Below are 20,367 nucleotides of genomic sequence, written 5' to 3'. Positions count from 1 at the left end.
TAATGTGTTTTGTTGATAAAAAATTACCCGGAATATTGTTCATCCCTATTTTTTAAAGGGATTATGAGAATAATTAATTGTCAAAAAAATAACATTTATGTACTTGCAGTTTGTATTTTTGCCTTCATGAATGATAATTTTATAAATGAATATTTTGGCATAGGAATACAAAATGGTAAAACACCTGAAAACTTAGGAGTTTTGTGGCGATCAGCCCAAAATTTAGGTGCTACTTTTATATTTACCATAGGTAATCGGTACGCTAAACAAGCCTGCGATACTCATGATGCGGTAAAGGCAATTCCTTATTTCCATTATGAAACTTTTGAAGCTTTTTTCGAAAATTTGCCAAAGGGAGCACGTTTGGTTGGTGTTGAATTATCTGAAAATGCGTCTGATTTAGAAACCTTTGAGCATCCAAGACGTTGCGTTTATTTATTAGGTGCAGAAGATCATGGTTTGTCTAAAAAAGCAATGGATAAATGTCATCATTTAGTAAAATTTAAATCTGAGAAAAGTTTAAATGTGGCTGTGGCGGGAACGATTATTATGTATGATAGAAATTTGCCTAAACCTCGTTCTTAGAATAAAACAATCTAGAAATCATCTTTGATCTAGAAAAACGAGCAATTAAAGAAAGATTATTTACTTACTGATGCAGAACAGATAAAATAGTATACGATTATGAAGGGATCTATTGCTTTGTGCTGAATATTTTATAAAGTTATTTTTGAATAAAAATAATTCTAAAATTGCCATTATTATTTTAAGGAGTTTCTGCCATACGTTTAGATAGTATTATAGTTATTCTTCTGTTCTCATCGTTAGAAGAAACTTTTTTTAATGGATGTCCAGTATACAATTCATATTTGGGAACAGCGTTTCCTGCAAATTGTACTTTTTCTACACTAATAATCTGATCGGGAATATTTGCGCCATACCATAGTGAATCTCCTTTTTGTTTCCAGGTAACTTCGTATAAAACAGCTCCGTTAGGATAAGAACTGTCTGCTTTTATTTTTGCATGCTGAAAAGCAATTTTATTACCATATAAAGTTGACATAGTTGCTTTATTCGGATTTATAGAAAATGTAATGGGTGATAATAATAAAGGGTTTTCAGGCAGCGCATCTAATGCAGATACTGAAGCTTTTTCATTGAGATTATCTTTATTATTTCCTTTACATCCAGAAAGTATAATAATAAGCGCGATTATAATAGAGTGAAGTGGTTTCATGTTTATTTGTTTTTATTGTAGATATTAAATTTATTGATATCAAGATGCAGTGGAGTAGTAAAAACGTAATCATTTTTTTTAACAGGATTATGACAAGAAATGCATTCCTGATCAAAGTTGGCGTTATCGCCGTACGGTTTTAAGTCATTTCCTTTCCATCTTGCCCATCCCCATCCTTTTGTAGATTCATATTTTTTCGTATCTTTTATCATAAATTCAACCTGAATGAATGCCCCGGCAGGTACAGTTCCATCGGCTTCTGTTTTTTGTTTCCAAGCTGTTTTGGCAAAAATAGCACCATCGGGCCAAGGATTAGTTTGATGTTCTGCAATAGCTTTTACGGCAATTTCGTTTCCATAAATGATGCGCATACTGCCGTTGTCAAAACGATCTGATGTACTAACCGCTTTCCAGTTTCTAAAATCGGGTATGTATTGAATTTTATTTAGTGTAGGCTTAATTTTAGTGTAATCTGTTATTTTTTTATTTGGAAGTATTTTTTCAACATCTTTTGGAGTAGAAATAGGCAATGTTTCCGGATTTGGTTTTCGGGCTGCTATCGTTGTTAAATAATTCTTCAGAACTTCAATGGAACTATCGTCTAATTTGGCAGAAGGATGAAGAGCCGTATAACTTTTGATTGGCATTTCACCCGATAGTATTTTATTAAAAGCGTAATAAAGTGTAGCACTTTGCTTTGGCTTTTCTAATTTGTCCCAATCCGAAAAATTCAACGCTTTTCGACCATCTTTAATATGAGAAGCTACTATAAAATTTGCAGGCGTAATTTTATCAAACCAGGCAAGATTTACAGTGTTAGAATGACAGTCAAAACAAGAGTTTCTTAAAATAGTATTTACTTCTGCAGGAACGTTAGTTAAGTTCTTTGTTGGTGTACTATATTCAATTTCTTCAGGTTTCCAAAATTGTAAAGCAATAAATACTAGCAGTAAAATTGCGAAGATTTTAAGTCCTTTTTTCATTTGTTTTATTTTTAGATGAAATAAATAATCAATTCAAAATTAGGCCTAATCCCAGTGTTTAAAAGATTTAATTGGTTCAAAGGGGATTTTTTGACCTTGAAGCCGAAATAGTATAAGCTAAATAAATTGCTTATTTTAGCCTAAGTAAAATTTTCTAAACAGGTTTCATTTTAAGGACTATAAATTTACATGAAAAAAGCACGCCTTTATACTTTGACACTTACAGGCATTAGTATTGTTGTTCTAATTATTAGTTTGATTTCTTCCAGTTATCTTTATTTGTCTGCCAAAGAAAAGTTGTGTAATAGTAAATTAGAATCGGGCGAGAGGGAAGTTCGGGAAATTTCACGTCTTTTAGAACAGCAACTTCGCAGCGGATTGTCTAAAGATCAGGTAATTCATAATCTTCAGTTAAGTATTGAAAATACAGATATAAAGAGTGATTTCATTTGTATGTACAATCAAAAAGGAATTGAACTCTGCCATCCTAATCCGGCGTTAATTGGGATTAAAATCCAAGAGAATAATTCTCAGGTAAATGGAATAAGCAATCAAGAGTTTAAACCGTTAAGTACCGTTTTGGAACAAGGAGAAAAAATAGGAGGGATACGTACATTTCCAAATGATCCAAAAAGAAAATCGGAAATAATAAATATAAATCCCGTTGCAGGAACAGACTGGATGGTGGCTTCGCATGCTAACTTGGCTGTTTTAGAAGAAGAATTATCAGATTTGTATCTGCAGTTTGTTGTGAGTCTTTTATTAAGTACAGTATTCATCAGTTTTTGCTGCTACTTAATGATTCGACTTATTTATAGAAAATACGAAAGGGTTTTTGATCTTGAAAAAGAGGATTTAAATTACAGGCTAAACGAGCTCCAGATTTTGAATTTACAGTTAAATTCAAATCAGCAGAAATTACAAAATCTTGCAGATAACACTATTTTAAATGATACATCAAAAGAGTCTGAAATTCCAAAGAAAAGAATTCTTACTTATCATAAAGATGAATTGATAAAATTAGATATAGAAGAGATTGCCTATATTTTACTGGATACCGGAATTACTTATATTTATACTTTTGACAATCGTCAGTTTAACAGCAATAACAGCCTTGATGAAGTTATGAAATGGCTTGATCAAACTACTTTTTACAGAGCAAACAGGCAATTTATAGTCAATATAGGGTCTATTAGCAGTATATTACTTTATGGAAAAAATCAGTTGAAACTAATTATAAAACCAGATCCCAAAATAGACATTATCATCAGTAAAAATAAAGTATCGGAATTTAAAAACTGGCTCGATCAATAAATTGTATAAACTAATTCTATTCAGATATATTTAAATTTCTTCTTTGTTGGCTGATGCTGGAAATTTTTTAATAATTAACTTCCTTAGCCTTTCTTGGTTTTCATCTCCCCAATTACCTAAAGCGCTAATGACAGGAATCAAACTCTGACCAAATTCCGTTAAACTGTATTCAACTTTTGGCGGCACTACAGGATATATTTTTTTTGTAATTAGCTCATGCTCTTCCAATTCATTCAATTGGACATTTAGAACTCTTCTGGAAGCATCGGGTATTTTTCGCTGCAGTTCGCTAGGTCTCTTATGGCCTTCATTGATGAACCAGAGCAAACGAATTTTCCATTTACCGTATAGCACTTCACCGATAAGGTCAAGTCCGCAATTTAAGTTCGGTATTGTTTTTCTTTCATACATATTGTAAAAATAACAGTATGCTTGGAAATGTGCAATAGGGGATAAATTTATCTCTATGTGAATCGTAACTCCGTACTTGTGAGAAAGTTGTGTACTTCTGAAATTTGCACAAAAGAAATCACAATGGAAAAAAAATTAGATTATCAGAACGAGTTATCAGGCAAGATTGCATTGGTAACAGGTGGAACAAAAGGAACAGGCAAAGCCATAGCTGAGCGTTTAAAAAATGCAGGAGCTAAAGTTATTGTCATTGCGCGAAATCAACCAGAAAATCCAGATGAAAATTTATATTTCATTTCGGCAGATTTAAGTAAACCTGAAGCTGCGGATAAAGTTGCTTCTGAAGTATTTGAAAAATATGGAAAACTGGATATCCTTATTAACAATCTTGGAAGTTCTGAAACTCCGGGTGGAGGCTTTTCGGTATTAACCAATAAAGATTGGGAAGAAACACTGCAAGCTAATTTATTAGCTCCAGTTCGATTGGATCGTGCGTTTCTGACTCAAATGCTTCAAAATAAAAGCGGTGTAATTATCCATATTGCCTCTATTCAGGGAAAATTACCTTTGCATGATTCTACGTTGCCTTATGCAGCAGCAAAGGCTGGACTTATTAATTACAGTAAAGGTTTGTCGAAAGAAGTATCTCCAAAAGGAGTGCGTGTGTTAACTGTTTCTCCAGGCTGGATTATGACAGAAGCTTCCTTAAGAATGATGGAACGCATTTCTGAAAGTAGTAATATAACAGTTGAAGAAGCAGAAAAAAGCGTAATGAATGCATTAGGAGGAATACCCTACGGAAGGCCTGCCAAACCGGAAGAAGTGGCTGAACTTGTCGGATTTCTTGTTTCATCGAGAGCAGGCTATTTGACAGGAGCAGAATATGTAATCGATGGTGGCACAGTCCCAACAATTTAATTAATTGAACTTTTAGTTTAAAGCCAATTAGTTTGAGGGCGATGCAATTTTATGAGCCGATTTAAATCAAATTTAGCTTTACAGATAAACTTTTTAAATCCTGTTCTAAAGAGCGAATAGTGGACTGTAGTTCATTTAGCATATTAGCTCTGGAATATAAATCGTCAGCGTTGTAAATACCGCCATCATAAAAGAAAAGTTTTTCGGTTTCAGCATCTATTTTTCCATCAAAATTGTATTGAAGCCATCTGTTTTTAATACTTTCCTGCAAATCATTTTTTCCAGAATTACTAAATTGTTTTTCGTTTAGTATCGCCCAAATAGATCTTGGATATGCACCGTTAGAATTGTCATTGAACCAAATATTTCTTAGCAGATTTCTCTGCAGTTTTAAGTTGATTTTTTTTCCTTTAGGAGAAATAGTCATCGCTCCTAATCCTGCGCTTAATAATCCGCCACTTATACCTACAATATTACTGGAATTATTGTTTTTTATTAAAACAGTTGCTACAGTAGTCAATGCGCCTATTGTAACTGAAGCTACAGTAAGATTTTTGGTTTTTTTATTATTGATACCGTTAACATAATCGGCTAATTTATTGATGCGCTCGCCATTACAGTCTAATTCTGAAGCGAGCGCATTTATTTCGATACCGGTAAGAATTAAGCGGTCAGTAATTTTTTGTTTTAAAACCAGTCTTTTTAAAGTGTCTTTTTTTATTTGGAGATATTCTGTCAAATAAGTTTCAATACCAATAGCATTGCTGATTAGGATATCATGTTGGGATAGATTAGCATTTAATATACTGTCTTGTTTGGGTAATTTATTTTGAGAAACTTCTAGTTTAGAATAATCATAATCAATTGTAGGCTGGCAGTAATTGCTGGTCAGATATTCAATCTTTGGGCTATTTAAAACAGTTGAACAAGAACAGGCAAGAGCGGTTGTAAACAATACAATAAATATTTTTAGTTGTTTCATGTTGACTTTGTTTTAACCCTAAAAATACGAATTAACTTTTTATTGCTATCAGTCAAATTTGAAGATATTCAAACTCCAGCGATTAGGCAATTTCTCCAACTGAATTATTAGTATTTGAAAGTATATTCTTAGCTTTTTCAATAAAAAAATAATGAATATAATTTTTGTGCATTCATTCCAGTTTCTTTTGTCATGATTTTATTCCAAGTTCACTTTCTGGCTTGTCAGCATCTTACAAAATTTATTGGAAGACAATAAAACAAACAATAAAAATGCGTTGATTGATTTCTTGAACTACATTAACTTTTTGATGTACGCCACCGGTTAGCTTTGCAGAAAATTAAACACATGAAAAAAATATTAGTAATTAACTCAAGTCCTCGTGATGGAAGATCACGCAGCAGAAAACTTGCGAATACGTTTGTAGAAATCTGGAAAAAGCAAGCACCTGATACGTCAATAACCTATAGAGATTTAGCATCGACTAATGTTCCACATGTCAGTGAAACTTGGATTGCTGCAGCATTTAAGCTTGAAAACGATAGAACAGAAGCTGAAATTGAAGCATTAAAATTAAGTAAGGAACTTATTATTGAGTTAAAAGAGGCTGATGTAATTGTTCTTGCAGCTCCAATGTATAATTGGACAATTACCAGCTCTCTCAAAGCTTATATTGATCAGGTTTTAAGAGTAAACGAAACATGGAAACTTAATACCGAAGATCTCTTGAATCCTTACATTGGTATGTTAAAAAATAAAACCTTATTCCTGTTGACCTCAAGAGGAGCTCAAGGTTACGAAAAAGGGGAGTACAATGAGCATATGAATTTTCAAACTCCTTATTTGAAGATGGTTTTCAATATTATTGGAATAACAGATATTCAGGAAATTACTGTCGATGGCGAAGTATATGGCCCAGAAGCAATTGAACTTGCAATTGAAAAATCAAATGCAAAGGTTACAAGTTTAATAGAAAGATATTTTTACAGCCATTAGAATTTATTCGGTATTTTCAATTTGATCAAAACATCGTCTAATATTCAAAATTATAAGAAATTAAAAAACGAGTTGAAGCATTGTTTATAAATGCTTCAACTCGTTTTTTTGTTTTCAATTATTTTGTTGCTCTATTTTCCTGATACAGAAATAAGTTTCAATAGCTTGTTACAAGGAGTAGGCTTGTAATGTCTTTCTTGCCCATTTCCCCCAGTCTTTCAAAGCATCCAAAAGTATTTTGTTTAGTCCTTTATTGTCAGCAGGTTTGCCTTTAATTGGTGGAGCTAAATCTTTGTCAGAAACTGGAATTTCTGTAACTTTTGTGGCAAACCATGTCATGTTTTCATGAGGCATTGCCAAGCCTAAAATAGTTCCGGGTAATCCTGTAAAAGATTCAGGGCCACCAGCAAATGGAATTTGAATAGTGTAATAGGCAACAACATAAACAGAATCGAGAACTATAGCATTTGCTCTGCGGCATTCATAACCTGCAATTTCTCTTGTTTCATCGGTAATTTTCCAGTTAATTTTGCGTAAACTATCTTTGACTAAGTATAAATCATCGTAAACGTTTTTTTGGGTAATACTGGTTTGGGTATCTAAATCTGTGGCGATAATATTTTTTAAATTAGCCATTGCATCATCTGCAATCCAACTGTTGCTGCTTGGTGATTCATTGGTTTCCTCCCATTTATATATACTTTTGTTTTTTGAAAAGCTGAGTGTACTTTTTACAGTTTTAAATTGTGGATTGGTTTTTTTATAACTCTCAAAAGCTAATTTATAGTAACTCTCAGTTTCTCCTTTTATTTTTTTTGTAATCAAAGCGTACATATTCGATTTTTTCTCAAATTCGATTACGCCATTTTGTACAAAGTGGTCATTTTGTGCAAAAGTATTACAGCTTGTCAATACAATTATTAAAATTAAGATGTGATTTATTATTGTTTTCATGTTTTTAGTTTTGTTTAATTTCTCCTCCGCCCATTTTGCTGAAGTCCCAGCTTACAGAGAACATAAAGTATCTTTGGATAGTCGTATAAGTACTTTGGTTTATATTTCCATTGAATGCAGAACGATTAAATCCTACATTTTGGTTCAAAAGATCTCTTCCCGTTATAGAAACTCTTAAATTATCTGATTTTAAGAATTTTTTGGTGATAGATGCATTCCAAATAAAACGTTCAAAACTTTCCTGAATCACTTGCGTTTTTCCATTATATTGATAATTACCATCTGTGCTAATTTCTAGTTTGAAAGGCAATTGTACACTGGTCCAGAAATTTCCATTAAAGCCCCAGCCATTACTATCACTATTTTCGTTGATGCTTGCATCAGCAACATTGTAAGTAGGTCCGAAGCTAGCATTCAAATTATATTTTTTTTCTTTATTCTTTGATAAGTTAAAATTAAAGGAATAAGTTGAATTTTTAGTTTGATTCAGTTTTGTATTGATGTAATTATAGTTTACATTTTTGTTAGCGCTTAAACCAATTCCTGCGTTCATGTCTATGGCTTTGATTGTTTTGCCAAAATTAGTATTGAAATAATAACTTGTTGCAACTTTGTCTTTTAGGTTTACAAATTGAGAAATACTTTGTCCTCTATCATTTGTAACCACATTACTTATTATTGGATTTAGCGTAAAATTATACGATCCATTAACCGAAAAATATTGATTGCTAAGTACTTTATACGAATAATAACTACCTCTAAAATTATTTTTAAAAGAAGGATCTAAATCTGGATTACCCAAAATCGTATTTAATGGGTTTTGATTATTTGGTATTGGTTGTATTTGTTCTAATGTTGGCTGATCGTTGTTTCCGTTATACGACAAACGCAGTGATTCTCTTTGTTTAAAATTATATTGATAGGTTATTTGAGGCATGTAGTTGACAAATTTTCGCTTAAAAGAAGTATCTCTATAAACATCATATTGTTTAAAGTGTACATCACTAAATTTAGAACCAAAATTAAAAACGGTCTTGTTTTTTCTGTAATTAAAAATCGCTCCAAGTTGGTTCATCGTTTGGTCTAATTCATAATTATTACTAAAGATGGAATCCAAAACATTATAATCGCCATTTGGAGATTGATTAAAAGATTTACGATCAGATTTCCCGTTACTAATGTTGAATCCATAATTAAGAATTAAAGATAGACTTTTGGATAACGGTTCAGTATAGATTAAATTTGATTTAAAAGCCGTATTGCTAATATTATTGACTTTGTTTTGATCGACTACTTTGGTGCTATCTGGACTAATTACGGATGGCGTAAAAAATTCAGCTCTAGAGTTTAAATAACCATCACTTTTGCTATCTGTACTTGATTGGTTTAAATTAAGAGATAATGTTCGGCCCTTTTTTCTAAATCTTTTGGTCAATAAAGCATTTATATTAAATGTTTTATCGTCAACATCGTTTGTAGTTGTCTGTTTCAAATTATTCAATTGGTTACCTTGTTCGTCGGTACCTTTTCGCATTTCTGCTTCACTTGAATTACTATTTTTTAATAACCCATCTACATTTAATTTTAAAGTTAAAGTAGTATCAATTTTAATTTCATAAGCTAAATCAAGTTTATTTTTAGTCATGTTTTTCTCAAAACTTTTATCTGAAGTATTATAAATACTGCTAGAATTTAAATTTTGCTGGTTAATATCATTGCGATTTCCTGAAAGTTTGATATCGCCAATTTTATAATTTATATTGATAGATTCTTTATCGTTGTTCCATTTATTGTCAAAATGTATTCCGCCAGTTTGAGCTACTGGAATTCCTTCACCATTAAATTGTCCATCCCAACTGTCAAATTCATCATTTCCAGTGTTTGTAAAATAAATACCGCCGTCATCACTTACTTGATAACTGGTTTGCGCATATTTATCTTTATCTTCCCATCCTAATCCTACTTGTCCTGTGTTGCCTAAAATGCCATAAGCTGCTAATTTTTTCTTATCCCAAAACTTATTAAACATAGCTTGACCTTTGTAAAACTTATCAGTTCCACCTCCGAGTTCTACTTTCCCGAATTGACCATTTTTTTTGTCTTCTTTAAGTTTAACATTCAGCGTTTTGGTTTTCTGACCATCATCAATTCCTGTAAAAGCGGCTTGATCACTTTTTTTGTCGTACAATTGTACTTTATCAACCATGTCAGCACGTAGGTTTTTTGTAACTAAAGTGGGATCATCACCAAAAAATTCTTCGCCATCAACCAAAACTTTGGTTACAGTTTCGCCTTGAGCAGTAATTTTTCCATCCTTATCAATTTGTATTCCTGGGAATTGTTTTATCAGATCTTCCACTTTTGCATTAGGTTCTATTTTAAATGCTTTTGGATCAAATTCTAACGTATCTCCTTTGATTTTCATGGCGGCTCTATTGCCTTTTATAATTATTTCGGATAGTATTTTTCCTTTATCTTCCAAATTAATTTTGCCATAATCCTTGATTAACTTTGTGGAATCAATAGAAAATTGATCTACAAAATCAGCATATTTAGGATAAGAAACCAGTAAGATAAATTTACCGGCTTTAATATTATTTAACTCAAAATAGCCATTTTCTTTGGCTCGGGTAAATTTTACTAAAATGGAATCTTGTGCTCTTAACAAAGAGACTGATGCTTTGGTTAAAGTAGAATTGTTTATGGTATCTGTTATATATCCTTTAATTGTGCCTGATGTTTGTGCCTGTAAAGTAGTTGATAAAAAAAGAAAGCAACATAATACTAGAATTGTTTGTCTCATTAATTTGTCTTGGTTTTTTTAAAGAGGCATTATAGTTCTATTCTATTTTTTTTAAATAGAAAATAAATGCACTTGTTATGTAATTTGTTTTTGAGTAAGAAGATAGATTGTAGATTCTATAATAGAAATTGAAATAGCCCTTTTTTAAACAGGTTTGCAGAAGTATAACGACTTGGTTTTATGAAATTCATAATTTTTTTTCGAGGTTTTGGTTTATAGCGGTGTGAATTTTAACGATTTTAATTAGTAATCGTTAGTATAATAGTTAAATATTAACATGGTTCAAATCTAAGTAAAAATACTACAATATAAAAAATGACTTTGCTTTTTTTTAACATAATTAATTATTAACAATCTTGTTTTTTTGCCAATATCTTTCAATGTTAAGCTGATCTTAAATTCTTGAGTGGACGTTCATCTAGGTTGATTAAGATTTTGTCTTGATTATCAGTAGAGTGAATATATAAAAACTTAAACTCAGTATGGGTAATTTTGCTGGAATTCTTGTTTGTAAAAATGCCATGTGCCACGATTTTGCCTTAAAACTTTGAGTACTAAAATTTTTAGGGCTACTTTATAAAATTCTTTTGATTAACGACTCTAGTTGTACTACTTCAAATTGTATCTTAATTGTACCTCAAATGTATTTAGTGCGCTTAAAAAAAAAACATTTCTGGGAGTGGAATCAACTTTGGGCGAAATAATTTGCATTAAAAATAAAACATTTTAATTATCGTTGCCATCAAACATTGTGTTTCTGTGTTCACTTTTAGGTATGAACTCTAGTACCTCTATGTGCCATAATTTGGCCAAGAAAAAAAAATTTTGTACTTCATTTTCGAAGTACAAACAAGGTCTAAATTTAATCAAAACATTGCTAAGCAACCAAAACAAAAACAAGCAAACGAGTTAAATCATTTATAATTAACATTTAACTCGTTTGCTTGTTTTTGTTTTGTCTTGCTATTTTCCTCTGTAGATGCTCATCGAAACAGAGAGAATCTTAAACTCCAGCGTGTATTTTTTTTGGTCTTTTTCATGACTGTAAATTTAGACAGTATTATTCCTTTTAAACGTTAAATTATAGCGTCAAATAATCAAGCCGTTAATCTCTTTTTCTTAAAACAGCCTTAGCTTTTTGTGGCAAAATTGGAGGTAACTCGACTACAGGTGGCTGTATAATATTTTAGGTTGCAAAATCACTATATTTTTTGCAGGTGTGACAGAATGTAATGTAGGTCTATTTTCCTTTATTTAAAAATTGGGCATAGTTATCGAAACTGACAGTCGTTGACATGATTCCTAAATTTATTAGCTGGTTTGTATCAATGTACCTTACTGAAGATTCGCAGTATAGGTTTATGTCTTCTGTCTTTGCAATTTCTTTTTCATAATGTTTATAATAAAAGGCATTCCTAAAATGTTGTTCACGTTTAATTTCTTCGTTAACTTCATCTATAAAGTCAAATAGAAACTTTGTATGGAATACTGCCCCTTGGATATTGCTTATTTGTGAATTATTAATCGCATGCATGCCATCTGTAAGATATGTTTGTTTTTGATTTTTGAATAATGAAATTTTTGATAAAACATGTGGGATCGATATATCCCCAAAAACTCTTTTACGCATTCCTCCTGTAAATGATTTAGTGTCAAAGAAAGAATAACTTTTTTTATCTATAAATCTAAAATTACCAGTTTCATAACTACGATCAAAAAACGGAATTTGTAATATGGGATTATCTCCTGCATTATAATGTGTAGATTTAATACTCTTCTCGGAATACATATCCAATAAAAAGCTTCTAATGGAGGTACTCTTTTCTTTCTCTAAAAAATTAATAAGATCTGCTAATTTTAATTTTTCCGAATAAGGAAATGCAAACAGTTCATCAATATCAACAACTAAACACCATTGGTCAGAGCCAAATTTTTTCAGTAAATACTCCATCCAAAACCAAAAATTTTTAAAATTATCTGTAGTTGAATATATATGAACATTGTCATTTTTTGAAGCAATAGATACCGAATTATCCGAAGAATTATTATCTATTATGAAAAATCTATCGACGCCAATTTTTTTGTAATATTCAAAAAAATATGGGAGTCTTAACTCTTCATTTCGCATTATTGCAAATAGTCTTATTTCATTTTTATTATCTGGAACATTTGTAAAATTAACTTTCTTTAGTTTTTTAATTGATTTCTTTCTTTTTATGAAATGTACAATTTTTGAAATATCTCTTAGCCTATTGAACGCAAATTTTTTTATTATATCCATTTATTTAAAGATTATTTTATTATTAAATTTATTATATGTTTTCTTTTGAGTTATTAAATTACTTTTAAAGTTTCATCAAATAAAATTATCTAATAAATCTTTAAATAAGTATTGCTTTTAGATAATGTTCTAATCTTTTGAGGGAGAACGCTTTTGAGTACAATCTAATAAAGCTGAGACAAAAAAGGAAGTTTAAATTTTCAGTTTTAATCTTGTAATTTGCATTGATGAATGTTCGATCATTTGTGAATTTTATTACTAGATAACGAAGTGAAGATACTAAAAAACTATCCTAATATTTGTGAGAATTTACAAAAATTTATAATCATAGTTGTTAGAAAAGTGAGTGATAAAGAAACGGACTTATTACATCAAAAGATGATAGCCCATCTATGTAGTCATCGAAGAATAGTATAAATTAAAGTCAAGCACTGAAATAAAATAACGTATTTATAAGATTATTTCATTATTCAATTTTTATAAAAATGAAGTATTTATTACTTCAACTTCGCGACCAAGAATTCATTCATAATCATGAATTGAGACTACTCAACAAAGTCATCTCGTCTATTTAAGAGCCCCTATAAGGGGGTATTTAATCTAGAACAACAGAAAGAACAGTGCGGCAAAAATATGACAAAACATCTTTGATGCAATTGTTAAAACCATTTACAAACGTAAAATACAATTATAAAATAAAACTACTATAGAAGTATATAATTATCACATCCCCAAATAAATCATGAACCACAATATGACCTCAAATCTTTCGACATCAGAATTAGAAGATTTATATGGTAATCGAGTGCGCTCAAGAATGCTAAAAATCGTTGATTTGATTGCTTTTAATAGAAAATCATGTGATAAACGATAATTAATTAGTTAATAAAAAGTTAAAATAATTAACATAATTTTCTTATAATTAATTGTAAATCAGGAATAAGTTTTTGAATTTATATTATCAAATGATTAAATTTAATTTTGTGTTAAATAAATAAATTTTTTCGTGTTAAATGATTAAATTAATTATATATTTTTGCTTTTATAAGTTTTTAATTAAAAAAAAATGAATCAAAACAATTCAAATTTAATTTCTAAATATTGGAAAAATAAATTGTTTCATAGAGATATAAATATTGGGTTGAAAAATAAAAATAATAATGTTTCAAGTATTAGTATTAATCATAATGAATTAAATTATTTTAATAAACTTACGAATAATAATGCAGTAGCCCAATATACAGTTATAATTGCTATATATAATTTTTTATTGAAAAGATTTGTAAGCGAATTTGATGGATTTATCATTTCAAATTTTAAAAATCAATCAAATTCTTTGCCGTTATCATTTTCAACGGATTTAAATTTATCTTTTAAAGGCTATCTTCAAACCGTTAAATTAGAAATTTTAGACACATTAAATAATGCTGATTTTAATAAAGATATAGTAGCTCAAAAGACAGGTTTTGAGGATTTTAGCTTATTGTCTCATTATGGAATTAATATCAACTCCAATTCTAAGTTAGAATCTAATGGCGTTTTGTTTAATGTAAAAATAAACGAGAAGGAAGATATAGAAATTCAGGTTTCTTATTTAGAAGGTTTTGTAAAAAAAACAATCGTTGACTATTTAGTTCAGCATTTTAAAGACTTCATAATTAATTTAGAAAATAATATTGAAGTAAATTTATCGGAATATCCACTACTATCTGAAAATGAAAAGCATCAATTATTAGTTGATTTTAATGATAACGATGTAGCTTATCCAAAAGATAAAACGATAGTTACTTTTTTTGAAGAACAAGTAGCGAAAACTCCATATAATGTTGCTGTTGTATCTGGAGAAGTAGAATTAACTTATGTTGCATTAAACGAAAAGGCCAATCAACTAGCTAATTATATTTCTTCTAAACATACCATTAATAAGGGAGATATAATTGGTGTCTTTTTACCTAAATCAGATGTTGGAATTGTTTCGTTATTGGCAATATTAAAGTTAGGTGCCGTTTATCTGCCAATTGACACTAATTATCCTCAGAAAAGAATCGATTATTTAATAAAAGATAGTGGCTTAAAATTGCTAATTGGAGATGATGCCGTGTTGAAAAATCACAATTGCGATATATTAAGTGTTAATCTAGTAAATTTAGAGGACTATAGTAACGACAATATAAACGCAAGTATTACATCTAAAGATTTAGCTTATGTAATTTATACTTCGGGTTCTACAGGGCAACCTAAAGGGGTGATGGTCGAACATACGAGTAATGTAAATATGTCTTTAGACCAGATCAGATCTTTTGAAATTACAGAAAGTGATAAAGTAGTATGGTTTGCCTCTGTTGCTTTTGATGCATCTATATCTGAGATTATGATGAGTTTGTATAGTGGCGCTACATTATGTATTCCATCAGAGGAGACAATAAAGTACAAAGATCAATTTATAGGTTTTTTAAAACAAACAAAAGCATCAGTAGTTACTTTTCCTCCAAGTTATTTAGGGTTATTGTCCGAAAAAGATATTTCTGGGTTAAGATGTATTATTACAGCTGGTGAATCGGCTAATCCTACTAAAGCAATAGCTGTTTTAGAATCAGGAATTGATTATTATAATGCATATGGCCCTACAGAGTGTGCTGTTTGTGTATCATGTTATAAGGTGACAAAAAATGATATTGATAAATCAATCATTCCAATCGGCAGTCCCATTTCCAACACACAGGTTTACATATTAGACGAGTCATTGCAACCATTGCCTATAGGGGTTGCAGGAAAACTGTATGTATCGGGAGCAGGTGTAGCCAGAGGTTACTTAAACAAACGAGAACTCACGGCAGAGAAATTCATTTCGAATCCTTTCATAAAAGGAACAAGAATGTATGATACGGGTGATTTAGGCAGGTGGCTGCCAGATGGCAACATTGAATTTTTGGGCAGAAACGACCATCAAGTCAAGATAAGAGGTTATCGTATAGAGCTAGGAGAGATAGAAACGGCCATATCTGAATATTCAGGGGAGCTACAACAGATTGTAGTGGAAGCTAAAGAAATCAACCAGGACAAAACTTTGGTGGCTTATTATGTGTCCAAAACAGAGATTGACAAATCAGAGCTTAGAACTTATTTGCAAAACAGGCTGCCTGAATATATGGTGCCTGGTTTTTATGTAGAGATAGAAAGTCTGCCTCTAACACCTAATGGCAAGATAGACAGAAAAGCCCTTCCAAGTGTAACTGGAGAAGATATCATTAAAAAAGAATATGTAGCCCCAAGAAATGCCATTGAACAAAAAATGGTAGAAATATGGCAAGAAGTATTAGGAATAGACAAAATAGGCGTAACCGATAATTTCTTTGAGTTAGGAGGTCATAGTTTAATTATTGCCCAAGTAATCAATAGAACCTACAAGCAATTAGGGAAAACGGTATCTTTTAAAGCATTTTTCACAAGTCCAAGTATAGAGGAATTAAGTAAACAATTACTGGAGAATGATTATTTGGCAATACCTAAAGCTCAGGAAGCACTCTCTTATCCATTAACGGCATCCCAAAACAGGTTGTGGATATTGAGCCAGTTAGAAGAATCTTCTTTGGCTTATAATATGCCAGCCACTGTTAAATTAACTGGAACTGTCGATGTCAAAAAGTTTAAAGAATCCTTTAGATTATTAATTCAACGTCATGAAATTTTAAGAACCTATTTTAAAACAAATGAAGAGGGAGAAGTTCAACAACATGTAGCACCTACGGAGAAAGGAAACTTTAAGATAATTGAGAAAGATTATAGTTCAGTTGAAAATCAGGAAGAAGAAATTGCTAATTATTTACAAGAGAAAAACAGTCAATCTTTTGATTTAGAACACGCACCGCTTATAAGGGCTTCTTTAATCAAATTAAGAGAAGACGAGTATGTATTTTTCTTATCACTTCATCATATTATTGGCGATGGATGGTCAATTGAGCTATTAATTGCAGAGGTTGTAAAAACGTACAATGCACTAATGCAAGGAAAACAATCCAATTTGCCAGAATTAAACATTCAATACAAAGATTATGCGGTTTGGCTTAATTCAGAATTGCAACAGGAAAAATATAAAGTATCAGAACAGTATTGGCTAGAACAGTTTACTGGAGAAATACCGGTATTAGATTTACCAAGTTTTAAAGCCCGTCCGTTAGTACAAACGTATAACGGAAATAATGTAAAGCATAAATTTTCAATAGCTTTTTTAGAGAAGCTTAAGACATTTTCAAAGGAGTACGATGTTACTTTATTTATGACTTTAATGGCGGGCATAAATGCTTTGTTACACAGATATACTGGTCAGAATGATATCATAATAGGAACCCCAATAGCAGGAAGAGAACACCCTGATTTGGAGAATCAAATGGGGTTGTATTTGAATACGCTTGCGATAAGAACTCAATTAAAAGACGAAAGCAACTTTTTAGATTTGCTAGCAATACAAAAAGAGACTTTATTAAGTGCCTATGACCATCAAAATTATCCTTTTGATGCATTATTAGGGAAATTGAAATTAAAAAGAGATACCAGTCGTTCTGCTTTATTTGATATTTTGGTGGTATTGCAAAACCAAGGGCAGTTAAATAATCTTAATACTGAAGAACTCATTAACCTTGAAGTAAGTAATTACGAGTTTAAGAATAAAACATCCCAACTTGATATTAGTTTCACCTTCGTTGAAGCAGAAGGGTTGGATCTTACAATTGATTACAATACAGATATTTATGATGAATACTTGATAGAAAGAATGTTTCTTCATTTAGAAAATCTTCTTACAGAATCATTAGAACAACCTGAAAGACTTATCCAAGATGTAGATTACCTAACAGATAAGGAAAAACAACAATTATTAGTAGACTTTAACGATACCAAAGTTGATTATCCTAAAGATAAAACCATCATCGATTTATTTGAAGAGCAAGTTGATAAAACTCCAGATAATATCGCTGTCGTTTTTGAAGAAGTACAATTGACCTACAAAGAACTAAATGAGAAAGCAAATCAATTAGCGAATTATCTATTAAAATTTAGTAATCTATCTAAAGGAGATTTCATTGGTATAAGTATTGAAAAATCTGAGTTTTTAATTATTTCACTATTCGGAATTTTAAAGGCAGGCTATGGTTATGTATTAATTGATTCTTCTCTTCCTGTAGAAAGATTCAATTATATTTTAAATGATTCAAAAAGTAAATTATTAATTGACAACAGATTTAGAGATGAAACTAGAAATGTACTTATTAGCGAATCGAAAGAAAAACCAAATATTAAAATAAATTTAGATGATATAGTATATCTTATGTATACATCTGGATCTACAGGTAATCCAAAAGGTGCGATAAATATCTACAAGGGATTTACAAACACTGTAAAATGGTATGCAGAGAAAATTAATGAAAGAGATAGAATAAGTATTGTTAGTAATTTAAGTTTTGATTTAACTCAAAAAAATTATTTTGCACCTCTTATTGTTGGTGCGAGGATCTATATAGATTCTGATTTTGACCCAATAAGTGCAAAAAAAATTATTAAAAAACAACAAATTACAGTTATTAACTGCGCGCCTACATTATTTTATAGTTTATTAGAGGAGAATCAGGAAGACCTTATTTCGTTAAAAAAGGTTATACTTGGAGGGGAATCAATTAAACTAGAATTGATTAGAGATTTCTTAAAGAAATATGATGTAGATATTTTCAATAGTTATGGGCCTAGTGAGGCGAGTGATGTTTCCGTAGAGTATCAGCTTAAAAAAGATGAAATAGATTTAATTCCAATAGGTAAACCTATAAGGAATACCAAGATTTTTATATTAGATAAAGAATCAAACCAAGTTCCTATAGGTGTTATAGGGGAAATATGCATTGGAGGAATTGGGGTAGGACTAGGTTATTTAGATAATGATAAATTTACTAAGGACAAATTTATATGCACATCTAAATATGGGGATATATATAAATCGGGTGATTCCGGGAGATGGTTACCTGACGGTAATATTGAGTTTTTAGGCAGAAACGACCATCAAGTAAAGATTCGCGGTTACAGAATAGAGTTGGGGGAGATTGAGACTTTTATTTTGAAGTATTCAAAGGAATTAATTCAAGTAGCTGTAGAGGCGAAAGAAATGAACCAAGAGAAAATACTGGTTGCCTATTTGGTATCTGGTAGTGAGATCAATAAATCGGACCTGCGCAGTTTCTTGCAAGAGAGATTGCCTTATTATATGGTGCCGAGCTTTTATGTTGTTTTAGAAGAACTACCATTAACACCTAATGGCAAGATAGATCGCAAGGCTTTGCAGAGTATTAATGGAGAAGACATCATTAAGAAAGAATATGTAGCCCCAAGAAATGCCATTGAACAAAAAATGGTAGAAATATGGCAAGAAGTATTAGGAGTTCAAAAAATAGGGATTACAGATAATTTCTTTGAACTGGGAGGACATAGTCTGATAGTAGTTCAAGTTATCAATCAAATTTTTAAACAATTAGGAAAAACGATATCCTTTAAAATATTTTTTGCCAATCCAACCATAAAAGCATTAAATAAACAATTAAAACAAAGCGAATATTTACGCATTCCCAAAGCAGCTGAAGCACTCTCTTATCCATTAACCGCTTCACAAAGCAGATTGTGGATATTAAGTCAATTAGAAAATGGTTCATTAGTCTATAATATGCCAGGAGCTGTTAGGTTAATTGGTGCTATAGATATAAATAGGTTTGAGGACTCTTTTAGATTATTAATTCTAGGTCATGAGATTTTAAGAACTTACTTCAAAAAAAATGAAGAGGAGTTGATTTCTCAGTACATCACACCGATTGAACAAGTAAATTTTAGAATTTCAGAAATCGATTTTAGCGCAGTAGAAAATCAAGAAGAGGTTGTAGCCAATTATTTGCAGGAAAAAAGCAATGAGCCTTTTATTTTAGAACAAGCACCATTATTACGTACCTCTCTGATTAAATTAGGAGAGAATGAGCACCTACTTTTCTTAACCATGCACCATATAATTGGAGATGGATGGTCAATGGAATTATTAATCGCTGAAATTATACAAACATATAATGCTTTAACGCAAGGAAAACAAGTCAATTTAGCTGAATCAACAATTCAATATAAAGACTATGCAGTATGGCTTAATGATGAGTTACAACAAGAAAAACTAAAATCATCAGAAGATTTTTGGTTGAATCAATTCTCAGGAGAGTTACCTGTTTTAGACTTACCTAGTTTTAAAAAACGGCCATCGGTCCAAACTTATAATGGAGCAAGTTTAACACATGGATTCTCCAAGTCGTTTTTAGATAAACTGAAAGGTTTTTCAGAGAAACACCAATCCACTTTGTTTATGACTCTTATGACAGGAGTCAAAGTGCTTTTGCATAAATACAGTGGTCAAGATGATATTGTAGTAGGTACTCCTATAGCAGGACGCGAGCATCCTGATCTGGAGCATCAAAT

12 protein-coding genes are annotated in these 20,367 nt (G+C 31.0%); 5 read left to right on the top strand and 7 right to left on the bottom strand.

The annotated features are described in order from the left end of the window. Positions 1-126 precede the first annotated feature (126 nt). Entirely contained in the window at positions 127-585 is a 459-nt protein-coding gene (locus GQ47_RS19805) for an RNA methyltransferase (protein ID WP_035652171.1), read from the top strand. Positions 586-766: 181 nt separating this feature from the next. On the opposite strand, the gene GQ47_RS22995 is transcribed toward GQ47_RS19805, so the two are convergent. Then, positions 767-1,237 carry a hypothetical protein gene (locus tag GQ47_RS22995; RefSeq protein ID WP_051951667.1) on the bottom strand — a complete coding sequence of 157 codons (471 nt, stop codon included), beginning with the start codon at positions 1,235-1,237 and terminating at the stop codon, positions 767-769. Between the two features lie 2 nt (positions 1,238-1,239). Then, positions 1,240-2,220 carry a heme-binding domain-containing protein gene (locus GQ47_RS19795; protein ID WP_035652168.1) on the bottom strand — a complete coding sequence of 327 codons (981 nt, stop codon included), beginning with the start codon at positions 2,218-2,220 and terminating at the stop codon, positions 1,240-1,242. Positions 2,221-2,409: 189 nt separating this feature from the next. Here GQ47_RS19795 and GQ47_RS19790 point away from each other — a divergent pair, with 189 nt between their 5' ends. Continuing rightward, positions 2,410-3,534, top strand: a complete 1,125-nt coding sequence (locus GQ47_RS19790) for a LytR/AlgR family response regulator transcription factor (RefSeq protein ID WP_035652165.1) — start codon at positions 2,410-2,412, stop codon at positions 3,532-3,534. A gap of 30 nt (positions 3,535-3,564) precedes the next feature. Here the strand turns inward: GQ47_RS19790 and GQ47_RS19785 are convergent, their stop codons facing one another. After that, positions 3,565-3,945 carry a winged helix-turn-helix transcriptional regulator gene (locus GQ47_RS19785; RefSeq protein WP_035652163.1) on the bottom strand — a complete coding sequence of 127 codons (381 nt, stop codon included), beginning with the start codon at positions 3,943-3,945 and terminating at the stop codon, positions 3,565-3,567. 123 nt (positions 3,946-4,068) lie between these two features. Between GQ47_RS19785 and GQ47_RS19780 the strand changes: the two genes are divergently transcribed. Next, positions 4,069-4,863, top strand: a complete 795-nt coding sequence (locus tag GQ47_RS19780) for an SDR family oxidoreductase (protein WP_035652160.1) — start codon at positions 4,069-4,071, stop codon at positions 4,861-4,863. A gap of 61 nt (positions 4,864-4,924) precedes the next feature. Here GQ47_RS19780 and GQ47_RS19775 read toward each other — a convergent pair whose 3' ends face one another. After that, positions 4,925-5,845, bottom strand: a complete 921-nt coding sequence (locus tag GQ47_RS19775) for a hypothetical protein (protein ID WP_035652158.1) — start codon at positions 5,843-5,845, stop codon at positions 4,925-4,927. Positions 5,846-6,193: 348 nt separating this feature from the next. On the opposite strand from GQ47_RS19775, the gene GQ47_RS19770 reads away from it, so the two are divergent. Then, a complete protein-coding gene (locus GQ47_RS19770; protein ID WP_035652156.1) occupies positions 6,194-6,841 on the top strand; it encodes an FMN-dependent NADH-azoreductase in 648 nt (215 codons plus the stop codon). Positions 6,842-7,009: 168 nt separating this feature from the next. On the opposite strand, the gene GQ47_RS19765 is transcribed toward GQ47_RS19770, so the two are convergent. From GQ47_RS19765 to GQ47_RS19755, 3 genes are all read right to left on the bottom strand, one after another. Then, on the bottom strand, positions 7,010-7,795 hold the full coding sequence (locus GQ47_RS19765) for a GLPGLI family protein (RefSeq protein WP_035652152.1): 786 nt from the start codon (positions 7,793-7,795) through the stop codon (positions 7,010-7,012). 4 nt (positions 7,796-7,799) lie between these two features. Then, complete coding sequence (locus GQ47_RS19760; protein WP_035652150.1) at positions 7,800-10,598, bottom strand: outer membrane beta-barrel family protein; 2,799 nt, start codon at positions 10,596-10,598, stop codon at positions 7,800-7,802. A gap of 1,240 nt (positions 10,599-11,838) precedes the next feature. Beyond that, positions 11,839-12,879 (bottom strand): glycosyltransferase family 2 protein, encoded by a 1,041-nt coding sequence (locus GQ47_RS19755; RefSeq protein WP_035652148.1) that lies wholly within the window; start codon positions 12,877-12,879, stop codon positions 11,839-11,841. 1,066 nt (positions 12,880-13,945) lie between these two features. Between GQ47_RS19755 and GQ47_RS19750 the strand changes: the two genes are divergently transcribed. Continuing rightward, positions 13,946-20,367 (top strand): non-ribosomal peptide synthetase (locus tag GQ47_RS19750; protein WP_035652146.1); only part of this gene is annotated, 6,422 nt, incomplete at its 3' end.

Source organism: Flavobacterium sp. ASV13 (assembly GCF_000745775.1).
Taxonomy (GTDB): Bacteria; Bacteroidota; Bacteroidia; order Flavobacteriales; family Flavobacteriaceae; genus Flavobacterium.
This window is presented reverse-complemented; position numbering and strand designations above follow the sequence as displayed.

Coding starts and splice junctions, on each gene's coding strand:
- GQ47_RS19805 (WP_035652171.1), top strand. CDS start 127: ATGAATGATAATTTTATAAATGAATATTTTGGCATAGGAATACAAAAT.
- GQ47_RS22995 (WP_051951667.1), bottom strand. CDS start 1,237: ATGAAACCACTTCACTCTATTATAATCGCGCTTATTATTATACTTTCT.
- GQ47_RS19795 (WP_035652168.1), bottom strand. CDS start 2,220: ATGAAAAAAGGACTTAAAATCTTCGCAATTTTACTGCTAGTATTTATT.
- GQ47_RS19790 (WP_035652165.1), top strand. CDS start 2,410: ATGAAAAAAGCACGCCTTTATACTTTGACACTTACAGGCATTAGTATT.
- GQ47_RS19785 (WP_035652163.1), bottom strand. CDS start 3,945: ATGTATGAAAGAAAAACAATACCGAACTTAAATTGCGGACTTGACCTT.
- GQ47_RS19780 (WP_035652160.1), top strand. CDS start 4,069: ATGGAAAAAAAATTAGATTATCAGAACGAGTTATCAGGCAAGATTGCA.
- GQ47_RS19775 (WP_035652158.1), bottom strand. CDS start 5,845: ATGAAACAACTAAAAATATTTATTGTATTGTTTACAACCGCTCTTGCC.
- GQ47_RS19770 (WP_035652156.1), top strand. CDS start 6,194: ATGAAAAAAATATTAGTAATTAACTCAAGTCCTCGTGATGGAAGATCA.
- GQ47_RS19765 (WP_035652152.1), bottom strand. CDS start 7,795: ATGAAAACAATAATAAATCACATCTTAATTTTAATAATTGTATTGACA.
- GQ47_RS19760 (WP_035652150.1), bottom strand. CDS start 10,598: ATGAGACAAACAATTCTAGTATTATGTTGCTTTCTTTTTTTATCAACT.
- GQ47_RS19755 (WP_035652148.1), bottom strand. CDS start 12,879: ATGGATATAATAAAAAAATTTGCGTTCAATAGGCTAAGAGATATTTCA.